The organism is Rhizobium croatiense (assembly GCF_019793465.1).
GTDB classification, from domain to species: domain Bacteria; phylum Pseudomonadota; class Alphaproteobacteria; order Rhizobiales; family Rhizobiaceae; genus Rhizobium; species Rhizobium croatiense.
Genome location: NZ_JAILYJ010000023.1, coordinates 1 through 16618 on the forward strand (window position 1 = coordinate 1; position 16618 = coordinate 16618).

16 protein-coding genes are annotated in these 16618 nt (G+C 62.2%); 10 read left to right on the top strand and 6 right to left on the bottom strand.

Annotation, left to right across the window (positions count from 1 at the left end; translation table 11 throughout):
* A partial coding sequence (locus tag K6M89_RS27605) for a CocE/NonD family hydrolase C-terminal non-catalytic domain-containing protein (protein WP_281428490.1) occupies positions 1-1097 on the top strand: 1097 nt, incomplete at its 5' end.
* Between the two features lie 3 nt (positions 1098-1100).
* On the opposite strand, the gene K6M89_RS27610 is transcribed toward K6M89_RS27605, so the two are convergent.
* Positions 1101-2012, bottom strand: a complete 912-nt coding sequence (locus K6M89_RS27610; protein ID WP_222141663.1) for an alpha/beta hydrolase — start codon at positions 2010-2012, stop codon at positions 1101-1103.
* A gap of 243 nt (positions 2013-2255) precedes the next feature.
* Between K6M89_RS27610 and K6M89_RS27615 the strand changes: the two genes are divergently transcribed.
* On the top strand, positions 2256-2780 hold the full coding sequence (locus tag K6M89_RS27615) for an RNA polymerase sigma factor (RefSeq protein ID WP_222141664.1): 525 nt from the start codon (positions 2256-2258) through the stop codon (positions 2778-2780).
* Entirely contained in the window at positions 2777-4861 is a 2085-nt protein-coding gene (locus K6M89_RS27620) for a VWA domain-containing protein (protein ID WP_222141665.1), read from the top strand. Before K6M89_RS27615 ends, K6M89_RS27620 begins: the two co-directional genes overlap by 4 nt.
* Positions 4862-4959: 98 nt before the next feature.
* Here K6M89_RS27620 and K6M89_RS27625 read toward each other — a convergent pair whose 3' ends face one another.
* From K6M89_RS27625 to K6M89_RS27635, 3 genes are all read right to left on the bottom strand, one after another.
* Positions 4960-5556, bottom strand: coding sequence for a mobile mystery protein B (locus K6M89_RS27625; RefSeq protein WP_222141666.1), 597 nt, complete (start codon positions 5554-5556; stop codon positions 4960-4962).
* Positions 5553-6014: a mobile mystery protein A gene (locus tag K6M89_RS27630; protein ID WP_222141667.1), complete on the bottom strand. Its 462-nt coding sequence runs from the start codon at positions 6012-6014 to the stop codon at positions 5553-5555. The genes K6M89_RS27625 and K6M89_RS27630 overlap by 4 nt, the downstream gene beginning before the upstream one ends.
* A gap of 199 nt (positions 6015-6213) precedes the next feature.
* Positions 6214-7176 (bottom strand): SMP-30/gluconolactonase/LRE family protein, encoded by a 963-nt coding sequence (locus K6M89_RS27635; protein ID WP_222141668.1) that lies wholly within the window; start codon positions 7174-7176, stop codon positions 6214-6216.
* 178 nt (positions 7177-7354) lie between these two features.
* On the opposite strand from K6M89_RS27635, the gene K6M89_RS27640 reads away from it, so the two are divergent.
* A complete protein-coding gene (locus K6M89_RS27640) occupies positions 7355-8425 on the top strand; it encodes a LacI family DNA-binding transcriptional regulator (protein WP_222141669.1) in 1071 nt (356 codons plus the stop codon).
* 11 nt (positions 8426-8436) lie between these two features.
* Here K6M89_RS27640 and K6M89_RS27645 read toward each other — a convergent pair whose 3' ends face one another.
* Together K6M89_RS27645 and K6M89_RS27650 are read right to left on the bottom strand one after the other, a co-directional pair.
* The gene (locus K6M89_RS27645) at positions 8437-9468 is read right to left on the bottom strand and encodes an L-idonate 5-dehydrogenase (protein ID WP_222141670.1); all 1032 of its coding nucleotides are present in this window, start codon (positions 9466-9468) and stop codon (positions 8437-8439) included.
* Positions 9469-9478: 10 nt separating this feature from the next.
* On the bottom strand, positions 9479-10420 hold the full coding sequence (locus tag K6M89_RS27650) for a 2-hydroxyacid dehydrogenase (protein ID WP_222141671.1): 942 nt from the start codon (positions 10418-10420) through the stop codon (positions 9479-9481).
* 135 nt (positions 10421-10555) lie between these two features.
* Between K6M89_RS27650 and K6M89_RS27655 the strand changes: the two genes are divergently transcribed.
* The 6 genes from K6M89_RS27655 (at position 10556) to K6M89_RS27680 (ending at position 16577) form a co-directional block, all read left to right on the top strand.
* Positions 10556-11320 carry an SDR family oxidoreductase gene (locus K6M89_RS27655; RefSeq protein ID WP_097580880.1) on the top strand — a complete coding sequence of 255 codons (765 nt, stop codon included), beginning with the start codon at positions 10556-10558 and terminating at the stop codon, positions 11318-11320.
* A 13-nt stretch (positions 11321-11333) separates the two neighbouring features.
* Positions 11334-11885: a gluconokinase gene (locus tag K6M89_RS27660; RefSeq protein WP_222141672.1), complete on the top strand. Its 552-nt coding sequence runs from the start codon at positions 11334-11336 to the stop codon at positions 11883-11885.
* Positions 11875-12768, top strand: coding sequence for an NAD(P)-dependent oxidoreductase (locus K6M89_RS27665; RefSeq protein WP_222141673.1), 894 nt, complete (start codon positions 11875-11877; stop codon positions 12766-12768). The genes K6M89_RS27660 and K6M89_RS27665 overlap by 11 nt, the downstream gene beginning before the upstream one ends.
* Before the next feature lie 105 nt (positions 12769-12873).
* Positions 12874-14370 carry a sugar ABC transporter ATP-binding protein gene (locus K6M89_RS27670; protein WP_222141674.1) on the top strand — a complete coding sequence of 499 codons (1497 nt, stop codon included), beginning with the start codon at positions 12874-12876 and terminating at the stop codon, positions 14368-14370.
* 18 nt (positions 14371-14388) lie between these two features.
* Positions 14389-15429: an ABC transporter permease gene (locus K6M89_RS27675; protein ID WP_097580876.1), complete on the top strand. Its 1041-nt coding sequence runs from the start codon at positions 14389-14391 to the stop codon at positions 15427-15429.
* Positions 15430-15479: 50 nt separating this feature from the next.
* A complete protein-coding gene (locus K6M89_RS27680; protein ID WP_097580875.1) occupies positions 15480-16577 on the top strand; it encodes an ABC transporter substrate-binding protein in 1098 nt (365 codons plus the stop codon).
* Positions 16578-16618: the final 41 nt, after the last annotated feature.

A 16618-nucleotide genomic window follows, 5' to 3' on the forward strand; every position in this document is an offset into this window, starting at 1 on the left:
TGCCGCAGGCCCGCGCCTATATTCTCGATGCTATCCGCCCGGCTCTCCGCCGCGACAGCGATCCGGGTTTCTGGGTGGCGAAGGACAGCTGGTCGCCGCCGAAGATGCAATGCTTCTATGTCGAGCAGTTCGGCAGGCTGACGGAGGGCATGCCGATCCCGCATGCGCCGGAGCATCCCGTCTATCTGAGTTCTCCCCTCGATACCGGCACGGCATCGGGTGAATATTTCACCCTGAAGCCCGACGCCGAAATGGCGATCGATCAACGCTTTGACGATGCCGGCTCGCTGGTCTTCGATACGATGCCGCTGGCGCGGGATCACGATTATCTCGGCCGGCCGGTGCTGACGCTTGCGCTGCGCTCCCGGGCGTCGGGCGGAAATCTTTGCGCCCGGCTCGTCGATGTTCATCCCGATGGCACGGCGACGCGGGTCACCTTCGGCGTCGTCAACCTCACCCATCGCGATGGCAATGCCGATCCGAAACCACTGACCGCGGGCGAGACAGTGTCGATCCGGCTCGTGCTCGATGCCTGCGGCTATCGCTTCCGCAAGGGACATCGTATCCGCCTTTCGCTTTCCACCGCCTATTGGCCGATGATCCTGCAGCCGTCGGAAGATGGGGGGATCGAGATCGATATCGCCTCGCTTGGTCTTGGGCTGCCGATGCTTGGTGAACACAGGAGCATTGAAATCGATGAGCCGGCCAATCCCGATCCTTTGCCGAAATATATCGAGCATGCCGCCGCCGCGACCAAGCGACAGGTCGTTCGTGACCTTTCGTCGAACCGCACGAAATATCGCATTCATGAGGATACCGGGCTCTACGAACATCCTGAGACCGGCCTGTCGACCCGGCAGTTGCGGGAGGAAGTCTGGTCGATCTCGCCCGATGATCCGCTGTCGATGACGGGGATTTCGACCTGGACCTGCGACATGCGCCGTTCCGGCTGGTTCGTCCGCACCGTCGCAACTGCGCGGATTGCCTGCACGGCGACCGATTGGATCATCAGCGCCATCGTCACGGCTTTCGAGGATGACGTGCAGATCTTCGAAAAGGTCTTCGCGGAAAAAAAGATCGCCCGCGACCTGATGTGATCGTCAGGCGGTCGCAAAATGCCGGACGGCCTCGCAGACCGCGCGGAAGCCGTCCTTGGCGCCATCGCTCATGTGGCGGGCGCGCAGCCAGGCATGCACCATCTGCGGCTCCTCCCGGAACGAGACCTCGAGGCCCTCCGCAGCCAGCCGGGCGGCATATTGCCGGCCGTCGTCGCGGAGCGGATCGAAATGCGCGACCGTGATGAAGGCCGGCGGCAGCCCGGCAAGCGACGGCGCCTGCAGCGGCTCGGCGATCTCATTGTTGTCAGGCGCCTGCAGGATCGTGCGATAATAGGTGACATCTGCCGTTGTCAGGCCGGGCGCTGCAGCCATTTCGACATAGGAACCTGCGGCAAGGTCGCCGCCGAGCGCCGGGTAGATCAGCACCTGGCCAACGACGCCTGATAGCTCCTCATTGCGTGCGCGCAAGGCAAGGCCGGCCGCGAGATTGCCGCCGGCGCTGTCGCCGATCAGCACGACCTTGCTCCCGGCGGAAAGCAGATGTTTCAGCACGGCAAAACCGTCATCCGTCTGCGCCGGCCAGCGATATTCGGGCGCGAGCCGATAATCGACCGATACGAGTTCCGCACCGGCGAAATCGGCGATCTCGGCGCAGATGGCATGATGGCTCTCAAGCGAACCGACGACGAAACCGCCGCCATGAAGATAGAGCAGAATGGTGCGGGTAACGATTTTGCGCGGACGGTAGCGCCGGATCGGTACGCGCTGGACCATGCCGTCCGCAAAGATCATATCCGGGGGCAGCGGACGGTCGAAGCGCGCGCAGAGGGCATCGTACCAATGCCGCTGCTGTTCGACCGATGCCTCAATCGCATCCGGCGGATAAAAAGCATCGCAAATTGCGAGAAATTGCAGGATGCCCTTTTCGGTGGGGACAGGCGTTGGAGCGGACATTGGGGGTCCTTTCGATTTGGAACATGCAGATCCATGTCCCTGGCCGACTCTGCCGTCATCTTGCGCCTTTGCGATGGAACCGATCTGTCCGGCAGCGACCCGTTTATGTCGCGGCGCTCGATTATTTTGAGCCCAATTCAAAATTCGCCAAATTTTTTTGGGCGTCGACCCAAGGAAAGCCATCGGAGAAACGTCTCAATCCCGAAATAGCATCTTGCTTGATAGCTTGGGGGTAGGTGCGCATTGGATGCGGAGCTCATAGAACGAGCGCAGGGGGGTGACCGGGAGGCCTTCGGGCAACTGGTCTCGCGCCATTATGATTTCGTCCACGCGACGGCATGGCGATGGTCAGGCAGTTCCACCGACGCCGACGATATCGCCCAGGAGGTCTGCGTCAAGCTCGGCGCGGCCATCCGCGGCTTTCGCGGCGCCAGCCGCTTCAGGACATGGCTCTACACGCTGACGCTCAACGCGGCACGCGACCATAGACGCAAGCTTGCGCGGGAAGGGCAGACATTCCGCGCTTACGCGGCCGAACCGCAGCCGGATGCGCCGGGCGGAAACGACGATGAGCAGTCGAGCGAATTATGGGCGGCCGTGCGCGCTTTGCCGGAACGGCAATGCGACGCCGTGCTGCTCGTCTATGGCGAAGGCCTCAGCCATTCGGCGGCCGCCGATGTCATGGGCTGCTCGGAGGCGACCGTGTCCTGGCAGGTCCACGAGGCGCGCAAGAGGCTGAAAGCCATGCTCGGCAAGGAAGAGGTATGATGGACAAGGAACTCGAAAAGCTCTCCCGCCTCGCACCGCCGGCAGCCGATCCAGAGGCGCGGGCACGCGCCCTTGCCGCGGCGATGCAGGCCTTCGACAGCGCAGAAAATAATGCAGCGGCAGCCCAAGGAAATGCGAAAGGCTGGCGTCCAAGCTCCATCATCAACTGGATATGGAGCCCTGCTGTGAATAAGAAATTCCTCGCCGGTTCAGCCCTTGCGACGCTGCTCGTCATTCCCGCCGCCGGTTATCTCACCTTCGAGCTGACCCGCAACCGACCGATCGTCGACCAGGAAAGGATCGAGGGCACTGTTTCGAAAAAGGAAGTGCCCATACCGACTGGCCGGCCGGCCTCGCCCGCGCTTTCCGAAGCGGTGACTGAAGAGAATCGGTCGGCTCAATTGTCGGCGGCTGAGAGCGCTCAAGTCTTGCAGGACAAGGAGCAGGCGATCGCCGCGCGGAAATCTGATCTCAATTCCGACGACGTCTCCGCCCTCTTGAATAAGTCGGGGGGTACAATGTCCGAAGGGGCCAAACGCTCTGTTGCATCAGGTGCCGCTGTTCCCCAGCAGCAGCTGGCGAAGCCGATGGCCGTCGCCCCCTCGCCTGCTCCGCCGACGGAAAGCCGTATGCAGGTTCAAGTCGATCCCAGCCGCGAGCGCTTTGCCAATGCCGCCGCAAATCCGATCAAGAATGTCGCGACCGATCCGGTCTCGACCTTCTCCGCCGATGTCGACAGCGCCTCCTATTCCTTCGTCCGCCGGTCCCTGACCGGCGGGGCGATGCCCGATCCGCAATCGGTGCGCGTCGAGGAGATGATCAATTACTTCCCCTATGACTGGCCGCGTCCCGACAAGGCCGACCAGCCCTTCAAGGCGACCGTGACCGTGATGCCGACGCCGTGGAACCACGACACGGAACTGATGCATGTGGCGATCAAGGGTTATGACATCGCGCCGGCGACCGCGCCGCACGCCAATCTCGTCTTCCTGATCGACGTGTCGGGCTCGATGGACGAGCCGGACAAGCTGCCGCTGCTGAAGAGCGCCTTCCGTCTATTGGTCAAACGGCTGAAGCCAGACGATACCGTCTCGATCGTCACCTATGCCGGCAATGCAGGCACGGTGCTAGAGCCGACGCGGGTGTCGGAGAAATCGAAGATCCTCTCGGCAATCGACAGGCTGGAGGCTGGAGGCTCGACCGGCGGCGCCGAGGGCATCGAGGCGGCCTACGATCTTGCCAAAAAGGCCTTCGTCAAGGACGGCGTCAACCGGGTAATGCTGGCGACGGACGGCGACTTCAATGTCGGCCCGTCGAGCGACGAGGATCTGAAGCGCATCATCGAGGACAAACGCAAGGAGGGCATCTTCCTCACTGTTCTCGGCTTCGGCCGCGGCAATCTCAACGATTCCCTGATGCAGACGCTGGCGCAGAACGGCAATGGCAGCGCCGCCTATATCGACACGCTGGCGGAGGCGCAGAAGACGCTCGTGGAAGAGGCCGGATCGACGCTGTTTCCGATCGCGAAGGACGTCAAGTTCCAGGTCGAATTCAACCCGGAACGGATCGCCGAATACCGGCTGATCGGCTACGAGACACGCGCTCTCAAGCGTGAGGACTTCAACAATGACCGCGTCGATGCCGGCGATATCGGCTCCGGCCACAGCGTCACGGCGATCTATGAGATTACGCCCAAGGGAAGTCCCGCGGTCATGAATGACGATCTGCGTTATGGCGCCGCCGATAAGGCATCGGCCGAGACATCGGGCAGCGCGCATCAGGGCGAGCTTGCCTTCGTCAAGATGCGCTACAAGCGGCCGGGCGAGGACAAGAGCGCCCTCATCACCACGCCTGTCGACGACCGCAATATGGTCGCCACTGTTGACGCCGCTCCTCAGGATGTCCGTTTCTCGGTGGCCGTCGCCGCCTTCGGCCAGAAACTAAGCCGCACCGGTGCCCTCGATGCCTATTCCTATCAGGCGATTGGCGATCTCGCCGCGGCATCGCGGGGGGCAGACCCCTTCGGCTACAGGTCCGATTTCCTCGGGCTCATCCGATTGGCTGACGGGCTCAGTCAATGACGAAAGCATTGCGAAGCAGATGCCGCCTGGGAGGGCGGCCTCTGTTGCTGGCGTTTGAAGATTGAGCTGGATTTTCAGTGGAGCGAGGAGCTCCGCGTTCAGCTGCGGGCAAACTCGAGAAGGGGACCGATGTCGTGGTTGTCGGCGGCCTGAAGTGCTGCGACATAGCGCATGCGTAGATCGCCCATGTCGCTGAGGCTCCCGCTCCCCCAACTGAAGGGCTCTTTGTTCAGCTTTTCCACGAGAAGATCGGCCGCCAGTCGCGCATGGCGCCCGTTGCCGTTTGGGAACGGATGGATGGCGACCAGACGATGGTGGAATCGGATTGCAATCTCGTCCGCGGCGAAGGTCTCATGCTCGATCCAGTATCGCACGTCGGCAAGCAACGCCGCGAGCTCGACCGGGATGCGATAGGCCTGAATACCAATGTTCCGCTCCGTCGCCCGGAAGCGACCTGCCCATTGCCAGACCTCGCCGAGCATGCGTCGGTGCAATGTGCGCATAAAGTCTTCCGTCAGCACCTTGTCGACCGGCATACGCCGTCGTCCGCGGCCCCAGGCTGCGCCCTTGACGATGTTCTCCTGTTCGGCCTCGTTGAGGTCGTTTCGATGCGTGATCCAGCTTTGAAGCAGGCCCTCGCGTTCCTGCGGTTCAAGCGGTGTTGCGTCCTCGGGTTCCTGGAAGAGGTCGGTCATTTCTCTGACCAGAGATCGCGCTCGGAAAGCTGGTCACGGATGTAGGCTTGGATACGGGATTCAAGATCGGCGTCATCGGTGCCCTGTGCCTCCAGGCGCATCGTATGCGCGACCCGCTGAAGTTCGCGCAACGCGATCTTTCTTGCCCGGCCGTTGAGTGCGGCCTCGAGCGACGTATTCGGGACCAGTGCGTAGACAAGCGTGCAGTCGAGCGCTTCGGCTGCGCGGCGCAAAGTGCTAAGCTGGATCGTTCCTGATGCCTCCGACTTCTCGATCGTTTCCACTGTCTGCGGCCGGATCCCCATCCGGGAACCGAGTTGCGCTCCGGTCATGCCGAGTGCGTCTCGCAATGCGCGAACCCATCCTTTAGGGGGAGCTCTGAAGTTCTCCGTAGGCTGCAGTGCATGAAGGCGTTCATCAAGCCGTTTCCGCGCTCGTTTTCGCACTTCGCTTTTCATCACTGAAACCTTTTGGCCCTACTACAAAATCACATCACAGGCTGGTCTAAGATAACTAAAATATCAGTCTATAGGACGATAAGCAACTAATAAAATCATCCTTTAAACTGAATTCTGTGCGCATTGATACAGGTTGTGGACTGATTTTGTCGCGGGCCTACAGGTTTATTACCGAAATGCTCCCCGAGTCGACCACACATTACGCCTCAACGGAGAACGGAACGACAGCCCGCTCTAATCCCAGCCTCGACCCATTGGCCGTGAGATAGACAGCGTAGAGCGACGTGGTTGCGGTGATGAAGAGGCGGTTTCGTTTCTCGCCGCCGAAAGCGACATTGGAGACGATCTCAGGAATATGGATCTTGCCGATCAGCGTGCCGTCCGGATCGTAAGCGTGCACACCGTCGCCGGCGCTCGTCCAGATCCTCCCCTTCCGGTCGACGCGAAAGCCGTCGAAAAAGCCTGCGGTGCATTCGGCGAAAATGCCGAGATCGGTGAGCTGTCCATCACCCGATACAGCGAGTTTTCTTATATGACGCGGGCCGTCGGGCAGATGGGTCCCGCCGGTGTCGGCGACATAAAGCACTGTTTCGTCGGGAGAAAAGGCCAGCCCGTTCGGCTTGATGAAATCGGACGTCATCCGATCGGTCGTGCCTGTTGCCGGATCATGCCGGTAGACATGGCATCCGCCGATTTCCTCTTCGCCGTAGTCGCCCTCATAATCGTGAAGGATGCCGTAGCTCGGGTCGGTGAACCAGATGGTTCCGTCGGATTTGACGGTGACGTCGTTGGGCGAGTTGAGCCGTTTTCCGGCAATGCGATCGGCCAGCACGGTAATCCCGCCGTCGAAATCCGTTCGCGTGACACGGCGCGCCAGATGTTCGCAGGTGATCAGTCGTCCCTGATTGTCGACCGTGTTGCCGTTGGAATTGTTGCTGGGCGCGCGGAAGACCGACGTCTGCCCGCTGCTATCGTCGTAGCGCATCATGCGATTGTTGGGGATATCCGAGAAGACCAGATAACGCCCGGCGGCAAACCAGGCTGGTCCTTCCAGCCAGCGGCCGCCCGTCCAAAGCCGCTCGACGCGGGCATGGCCGACGAAACAGCTTTCAAAACGTGGGTCGAGCACTTCGAACCCCGTACCCTCGATTTCTCCGAACATGATCTCCCTCACTTCAAATTGTTATCGATATCATCCTGCCCCGTTTTTCGCCCTTCGTACAGAGATCGACGAACTGTGGAACGCGGCAGTCCTGTAATAATATTGATTGTGCGATGATAGCGATAACTTTATCGTCTTCTGACATGCCCAACGCGGAAGCTGTTTGAAAGCGGAGCCGGTGAAAGACGAGGATGAGTCAAAAGGCAGGCGTCTCAAGGGAGGAGACGCCCAAAAGCTGACGATGGCCGAAGTCGCCAAATATGTCGGCGTGTCGGCCATGACCGTTTCGCGCGCCTTTCGCCAGGATGCGAGCGTTTCCGAAGAGACCCGGAAGCGCATCATGGAAGCCGTCGATGCGCTCGGTTATGTGCTCGATCTTTCCGCCGGCAGCCTTTCATCGCGGCGCAGCGGCTTCATCGCGGCGCTGGTGCCCTCCATCAACAATTCGAATTTTTCCGATACCGCACGCGGCATCACCGATGCCTTGGAAAATACCGGCCTACAGCTTCTTCTCGGCTATACCGATTATTCCGCCGAAAAAGAGGAAAAGCTGATCGAGGCGATGCTGCGCCGACGCCCCGAGGGCATCATCCTGACAGGCGGTTCGCATACCGACCGGGCGCGGCGCATGCTTGATAAGGCCGGCATTCCGGTGGTTGAAACCTGGGAAATTCCAGAAGAGCCGATCAATCACGTCGTCGGCTTTTCCAACAGCGAGGCGATGTCGCTGCTGGTACGGACGCTTGCAAGCCAGGGCTATCGGCGGTTCGGCTACATCGGCGGAACGACGGCGCGCGATACGCGCGGCAGCCAGCGGCGAAGCGGTTTCCTGAAGACTGTCGAGGAACTGGGATTGGGACCGGGCCGGGCGATTTCCTTCGGCGTGCCGCCGATCACGATGGAACAGGGCGGCCAAGCGGTGATGAGCCTCCTGGAGCGCTGGCCGGACACGGAAGTCGTTCTCTGCGTCTCCGACCTGTCCGCCTTCGGTGCGATCATGGAATGCAAGCGCAGGGGAATGCGCGTGCCGCGGGATATCGCCATTGCCGGTTTCGGCGATTACGAGATCTCGTCGATCTGTCATCCCAGCATCACCACGATCAATGTCGACTGTTACGGCATCGGCCGCCAGGCTGCCGTCCGCCTGCTCGATGCCCTGCAGGCGGGCGGCGAGGCGACCGGCGACGAGATCACATTGACCGGCTACAGGGTCGTCCTGCGCGAAAGCACGGATCGCGGCGCCCGATAATCGGCGCCTTGTCAGAAGGCGATCTGGACTTTCATCGACTTGCTGCGGTCGCTGGCCAATTCAAAGGCGGCGACGGCCTGGTCGATGGCAAAAACCTCTGTCAGCAGTGGCTTCAGGTCGACGCGGCGCGCGTTGATCAGTTCGACGGCAAGCGCAAACTCTTCATGGAACCGGAACGTCCCGCGCATCTCGATTTCCTTGGCGACGATCATGTTCTGCGGGATGGAGACATCGCCGCCGAGGCCGAGCTGCACGAGAACGGCGCGGGGCTTCAGCGCCTCCAGGCCGGCGCGCACGGCGCGCTCATTGCCCGACGCTTCGAACATGACGTCGAAATATCCCTTGTCGGCGCCGTAAGCGGCGAGGTCGGCGGCATGCGTGGCGACATTGATCGTCCGATCCGCGCCGCTGGTGCGGGCGATCGCCAGCACGCTGTCAGTCACATCGGTCGCGACGATTTCGCGGGCGCCGAGAACGCGCGCCGCAACAATCGCCAGCATCCCGATAGGGCCGCAACCGGTGACGAGCACGCGTTTGCCCAGCAGCGATCCGGCGCGGCTGGCCGCATGCAGCGTCACGGCAAAGGGTTCGGCGAAGGCGGCCTCGTGAATGGAAATGCCCTCAGTGACCTTGTGGCATTGCCAGCGCTCCGCCACCAGCCTCTGGCGAAAGCCGCCCTGAATATGCGGCATCGGCATGGCGCTGCCGTAAAACCGCATGTTGAGACAGTGGTTCTGCTGTCCCTTCAGGCAATATTGGCAATGATTGCACGGCCGGCTCGGGGACACGGCAACACGGTCGCCGACGGCAAGATCGCTCACACCGGCACCCAGCGCCTTGACCGTGCCGGCGATTTCGTGGCCGAGGATCATCGGCTCGCGCAAGCGAACGGTGCCGAAGCCGCCATGATTGTAATAATGCAGGTCGGAGCCGCAAATGCCGCCGGCTTCGATAGCGATTTCCACCTGCCCCTCGCCCGCAACCTCTGGCTCGCGCTCCTCGATCCTGAGATCCTTGGCGGCATGAATGACGATGGCTTTCATAGCGAAACCCTCACACGACGGGAGTTGGAAGCGGGTTGCCGGCAAAATGCGCGGCGAGATTGTCTCTGACCAGCAGGCCCATGGCCTTGCGGGTTTCGACGGTACCGGAGCCATGATGGGGCTGCAACACCACGTTTTGAAGCGTCAGGAAACGCGCATCGATCTTCGGCTCGTTGAGGAAGACGTCGAGGCCGGCGGCCTGGATGGTGCCGTTTTGAAGGGCTGCGATCAGCGCCTCTTCGTCGACCGTCGTCCCGCGCGAAACATTGATCAACATGCCGTTGGGACCGAGGGCTTTCAGCACTTCGGCATTGATGATCTTCATGGTCGCCTGCCCGCCGGGGACGATGACGATCAGGAAATCGGCCCAATCGGCAAGTGCCACCAGGTCCTGCTGGTAGGCATACGCGACATCCATGTGCTCATTGCGGGCGAAATAGGCGATGTCGCAGCCAAAAGCTGCTGCTCGCTTGGCGATCGCCTTGCCGATCCGCCCCATGCCGGCCAGTCCGACCTTCTTGCCGGCGACGCGGGTCACCAGCGGCATGGCGACATTGCCCCACTGGCCGGCGCGGACGAAGACATCGGCCTGCGGAATCTGCCGCGCCGTGGCAAGCAGCAGCCCGATGGCGATATCGGCGACGTCCTCGGTGAGCACGTCAGGGGTGTTGGTGACGCGAATGCGGTTGGCGCGGGCATAGGAGAGGTCGATGGCATCGGTGCCGACGCCGTAGCAGGAGACGATCTCCAGCTTCGGCAATTGCTTCATTAGCTCGGCGGACGCGCCGAGTTCACCGCGCGTCGCGATGGCGCGAATATCCTTGCCAACCCTTGCGATCAGTTCCTGCCGGTCTGCCGCTTCCCACAAGCGGTGAACGCGATACTTCGCCTCCAGATCGACCATATCCCATTCCGGGTAGGCTCCGGTCATCAAGATCTCTACCTCAGGCATTCCGTCTCCGTGCCGCATTTTGACAGTTGATTATGTTATCGATAACATATAATCCCGAAAAGCGATGTCAAGTGAGTTTCACCTGAAGTGGCGGTATAAGCCGTCATTCGCAGCGACACCGGAGGAGTTACTTGCATGAAGAACCTGTTTGATCTGACCGGACGGCTCGCCCTGATTACCGGCTCGAGCCAGGGGATCGGTTATGCGCTGGCCGAGGGCCTGGCGCAGCATGGCGCCGAGGTCGTCATCAACGGCCGCACGCCCGAAAGCGTCAAACGGGCCGTCGAGAGCCTCAAGGCTCAAGGCCTGTCGGCCCATGCGGCCATCTTCGATGTGACCAGCAAGGACGCCGCCAAAGCGGGCATCGATGCGATCGAGGCCGATATCGGCCCGCTCGACATCCTGATCAACAATGCCGGCATGCAGTTTCGCACGCCGCTGGAAGACTTTCCGGCCGACAAATGGGAGCTGCTGCTGACCACCAATATTTCGAGCGTGTTTTACGTCGGCCAGGCAGCCGCCAAGGCCATGATCGCCCGCGGTCAAGGCAAGATCATCAACATCGCCTCGGTTCAGAGCGAACTCGCCCGTCCCGGCATCGCCCCCTATACGGCGACCAAGGGGGCCGTGCGCAACCTGACGCGCGGCATGTGCGCCGACTGGGCCAAGCACGGCCTGCAGATCAATGCGATCGCGCCGGGTTATTTCAAGACGCCGCTCAACCAGGCGCTCGTCGACAATCCCGAATTCTCGTCCTGGCTGGAGAAGCGGACGCCGGCCGGACGCTGGGGCAATGTCGAGGAATTGGTGGGTGCCGCCGTTTTCCTCTCGGGCCGCGGCTCGTCTTTCATCAACGGCCACACGCTTTATGTCGATGGCGGCATCACGACCTGCCTCTGACAGAGACGCGACGATGGAGAGCGAGAAAGAAGTGCTGCCTCTGGCCGTCGTGGTCATGGGCGTGAGCGGTTGTGGCAAATCCTCGGTTGGGGCGGGCATCGCCGCTCGAAACGGCGTGCGATTTGTGGAGGGCGACCAACTCCACCCCGCGGCAAATGTCGAGAAGATGGCTCAGGGCATACCGCTCACCGACGCCGACCGCCTGCCCTGGCTCGACCGGATCGGCGACGAAATAAAGACCGCTCAAAAGAGGCCGCAAGGACTGGTGATTTCGTGCTCGGCGCTAAAGCGCAGCTATCGAGACCGGTTGAGGCAGGCGGCGGGCGGGCGCCTGGCCTTTGTTTTCCTGGAGGGCTCGCGCGATCTGCTGCTGTCGCGGATGCAGGCCCGTCAGGGCCACTTCATGCCGGCGTCGTTGCTCGACAGCCAACTGCAGACGCTGGAACCGCCGACCGGTGAAGCCGGTGTGGTTACTGTGGCGATCGATAGGGCTTTGGATGATATGGTGGCGCTGGCTTGTGAGGGGCTGGGCGTGGCCGTCAAGGGAGGTTTTCATGCAGGATGATTATAGGGCAGATGTCGCCGTTATCGGTGCCGGCATCATGGGAACGGCGATCGTCACGCGGCTGATCGAGACCGGCCACAAAGTATCGGTCTTCGATCTCGATGCCGAAAAGGTCGCAGCATTGACGGCAAAGGGCGCCCACGCGGCGAGCTCCGTGGCGAGCGCCGTCTCGGCGTCGGAATTCTGCATTCTCAGCCTCAATCACGCCAGTATCGTGCGCGCCGTCGTCTTCGGCGAGAAGGGGGTTGCGGCGGCGGCAATCGCCGACAAGCTGCTGATCGACATGTCCTCCATCGACCCCGGCGAAACGGCCGACATGGCGAAACGGCTGCGTGCGGAAACCGGCATGGCATGGGTGGATTGTCCGCTGTCGGGCGGCGTACCCGGCGCGCTCGGCGGAAAGCTGACGATCATGGCCGGCGGCAGCCCTGAGGATTTCGAGCGGGCGCGCGTGGTGATGCAGCATCTTGCCGCAAATTATACGCTGATGGGCGGCCCCGGCGCCGGGCAGACCACCAAGCTGATCAATCAGCTGTTCTGTGCCGTGCTGTTCCAGGCGGTCGCGGAAGCCGTCAAGCTCGCGGAAGCCGGCGGCGTCGACCCGGCCGCAATTCCGGCAGCGCTTGCCGGTGGGCGGGCAGACAGCCGGATATTGCAGGAGTTCATGGCGAAATTCGCCGCCCGGGATTTCTCGCCGACGGGCAGGATCGACAATATGCTGAAGGATCTCGATTCGCTCCAGGCCTTTGCGCTGAAGACCAAGACTCCGCTGCCGATGACGGGTGCGGTGGTGGAGATTCACCGCCTGCTTTGCGCCGCCGGCCTTGGCCCGAAGGACTCTGCCGAGATGATGCATCTCCTCGACGGATTTCGCGCCGGCTGACGTCATCTCGCGGAGTTGGGGATTGTCACTTTCCGCTTGACTACCGACGAATGTTATCGATAACATAACTTTATGACGACAGCTGCAGCTTTGGGAGGAGCCACAGTGGAAGCCAAGAGACTGCTGGAGTTCCAATCGATCACCAAGAGCTTCGGCGGCACGCAGGCGCTGCGTGACGTATCGATCGATCTGCGCGAGGGCGAGATCCTGGCGCTGCTGGGGGAAAACGGCGCCGGGAAATCGACGCTGATCAAGACGCTTGCCGGCATCTACAAGCCGGATAACGGCGAGATCCTCTTTCGCGGCCAGAGCTACCATCATCGCCCGCCGAAACCGAACGAGCGGCAGCCGGTCGCCTTCATCCACCAGGATCTCGGTCTGATCGAGTGGATGACGGTCGGCGAGAATATGGGTCTGTCGCAGGGCTTCTCGATGCGCGGTGGCCTGATCGACTGGGGAAGGACGCAGGCGCGGGCCAAGGAAGCTCTGAAGCTGGTCGGCTGCGACTTCGATCCGACGACGCGGGTCTCGGCCCTGTCGCGCACCGAAAAATCGCTCGTCGCCATTGCCCGCGCGCTTGCCGTCGAAGCCGATGTCCTGGTGCTCGACGAGCCGACGGCGAGCCTTCCCGCCGACGAAGTCGATCGGCTGTTCAATGCGATCCGCCCGCTGAAGGAGCGCGGTGTCGGCATGATCTACGTCTCCCACAGGCTGGACGAGATTTTCCGCATCGCCGATCGCGTCGCCGTGCTGCGCGACGGATGCATGGTCGGGCAGAAGCCCGTCAGCGAGACCACCCCCGACGAACTGGTGACGATGATCATCGGCCGCAGCGGCGACAGTCTCTTTTCGAAGACCGAGATCAAGCCCGGCAAGGCGATCGTCAAGGTCCGCGACCTCGTCTGCGCCGGCACGAGCCCGATCTCCTTCGATATCCGTGAGGGCGAGCTGCTGGGCCTGGCCGGGCTGCGCGGCGCCGGCCAGGAACGGGTCGGCCGGGCGCTGTTCGGCTGCGAGCCCTTCAGCGGCTCGGTTCTGCTGCATGACCAGGCGCCGGATCTTTCCAGCCCGCGGCAGGCCATGGCGTCGGGCATCGGTCTGATCGCCCGTGACCGGACCGAGGAATCCGTCGCGCTGTCGCTTTCCATTCGGGAAAACACCTATCTCAATCCTGGCGCCGTCGGCCGCGGGCTTTTTTCCTTCCTGTCGCCGCGCGGCGAAGCCGATCTCGCCCATGCGATCGGCCATTCCGTCGGCCTCAGGCCGAACGATCCGGATCTGCCGGCGGAAGCGCTATCGGGCGGCAACCAACAGAAAGTGGTCGTCGGCCGCTGGCTGGCGACCGGCCGCAAGCTGCTGGTTGCCGAAGACCCGACCGCCGGCGTCGACATCGGCGCGCGCGCCGAGATCTACCGCCTGATCACCCAGGCGCTGGAAGCCGGTCTGGCGGTCGTCGTGGTCTCGACGGATTTCGAGGAAATCGCCCATATCTGCCACCGCGCGCTGGTTTTCTCGCGCGGCAAAATCGTTAGCGAACTGAGTGGAAGCGCTCTGACGACGGAGGCGGTCATCACCGCCGCCTCCGCCTCGGAAGCGGCTTGAGCCATCGGGAGAACAGCAATGCAATCCATTGAATCCACCGCGCTGGAGCCGACCAAAAGCGAAATGGCCGGCCTGTCCACCGGCCAGAAGATCGGCCGCCTGATCCCGGTCTACGGGCTGGTGATCCTGACCGTCGGCCTGATCGTACTCTTCTCGATCCTCTTGCCCGACACGTTCCCGACCGTGCTGAATGTCCGCTCGATCGTCTCCGACAAGGCGATTATCGCGCTGCTGTCGCTCGCCGCGATGATCCCGATGGCATCCGGGCGTATCGATCTGACGGTCGGCTACGGCATCGTGCTCTGGCACATCCTCGCCATCAGCCTGCAGACGGCCTACGGCCTGCCCTGGCCGGTCGCGGTAATCATCGTTCTGGCGCTCGGCGTTCTCACCGGCTTCATCAACGGCCTGCTGGTCGAAGTCGCCAAGATCGACAGTTTCATCGCAACGCTCGGCACCGGAACGGTTCTCTACGCGCTTGCCCTCTGGCACACCGGCGGGCGGCAGGTGGTCGGCGTGTTGCCTGAAGGTTTCTATGCGCTGAACGGCACCATGCTGTTCGGCCTGCCGATCACCGGCTTCTACGTGCTCCTGATCGCGATCTGCATGTGGATCGTGCTCGAATATCTGCCGATCGGCCGCTATCTCTACGCCATCGGCGCCAATCCCAAGGCTGCGGCGCTCAACGGCATTCCGGTCCGCAAATTCGTGATGGGGGCCTTCATCACCTCGGGTCTGCTGGCGGCTCTGACCGGTGTCCTTCTCGCCTCGAAGCTGCGCATCGGCCAGGCGAGCGTCGGCCTCGAATATCTGCTGCCGGCGCTTGTCGGCGCATTCCTCGGATCGACGACGATCAAGCCGGGGCGGGTGAATGTCTGGGGCACCCTGATCGGCGTCATCATCCTGGCGGTCGGGATATCGGGAATTCAGCAATTCGGCGGGTCGTTCTTCGTCGAACCGCTGTTCAACGGCGTAACCCTGCTGATTGCCATCGGCATAGCAGGTTACGCCCAGCGCAAGCGCGGAGCTGTGAGGAGGATCACACCCGCATCCAAATGAGGATGTCGGCTCAGCCGGTGTTCCAGAACAAATAAAATGGAGGAGTGAACATGAAGCGCAGGACTTTAATGCAGGCAACGGTCGCAACCGTCGCCCTTCTGCTCAGCGTGCCAGCAATGGCCGATTCCATGGCCGACGCCAAGGCCGTGGTCGACAAGTATGCGTCCAAGGTGAGCGCTTGGGATGGCCCGACGAGCGGCCCGAAGGGTGCGAGCGGCAAGAACATCGTCATTCTTGCCGCCGATATGAAAAATGGGGGCATCCTCGGCGTGGTCAACGGTGTTGAGGAGGCGGCGGGCGCCTTGGGCTGGACGGTGAAGGCGCTTGACGGCGCCGGCTCGATCGGCGGACGGACGGCGGCTTTCGGCCAGGCCATGGCGCTGAAGCCAGACGGCATCATCATCAACGGCTTCGACGCCGTCGAGCAGAAGCCGGCGATGGAGGCGGCCAAGGCGGCCGGCATTCCGATGGTTTCCTGGCACGCCGCCTCGGCGGTCGGCCCGGTTCCGGAGGTCGGCGTTTTCGCCAATGTGACCACCGATGCGATGGAAGTCTCGAAGTCCGCGGCCGATTGGGCCTTCGCCGATGCTGGCGGCAAGCCTGGAGTCATCATCTTCACCGACTCGACCTATGCGATCGCGATCGCCAAGGCCGACCGCATGAAGAAGGAGATCGAGGATCTCGGCGGCACCGTGCTGGAATATGTCGACACGCCGATCGCCGAAACCTCCCAGCGCATGCCGCAGCTGACGACGTCGCTGCTGCAGAAATACGGCGCCAAGTGGACGCATTCCCTGGCGATCAACGACCTCTATTACGACTTCATGGGACCTTCGCTCGCCTCGGCCGGCATTGCCGGTGACGGCAAGCCGGTGAATGTCGCGGCCGGCGACGGTTCGGAGAGCGCCTATCAGCGTATCCGCGCCAAGCAGTTCCAGGCCGTCACCGTCGCCGAGCCGCTCAACCTGCAGGGCTGGCAGCTCGTCGACGAACTGAACCGCGCTTTCGCCGGCGCGCCGTGGTCGGGCTATGTGTCGCCGCTGCACGTGGTGACCAGCGAGAATGTCGAATTCGACGGCGGACCGAAGAACAGCTTCGATCCCGATAACGGCTACCGCGATCAATATAAGAAAATCTGGGGCAAATAAGCCTTCCCAGGGCGTATCGACGATACGCCCTCCCCTCAGTC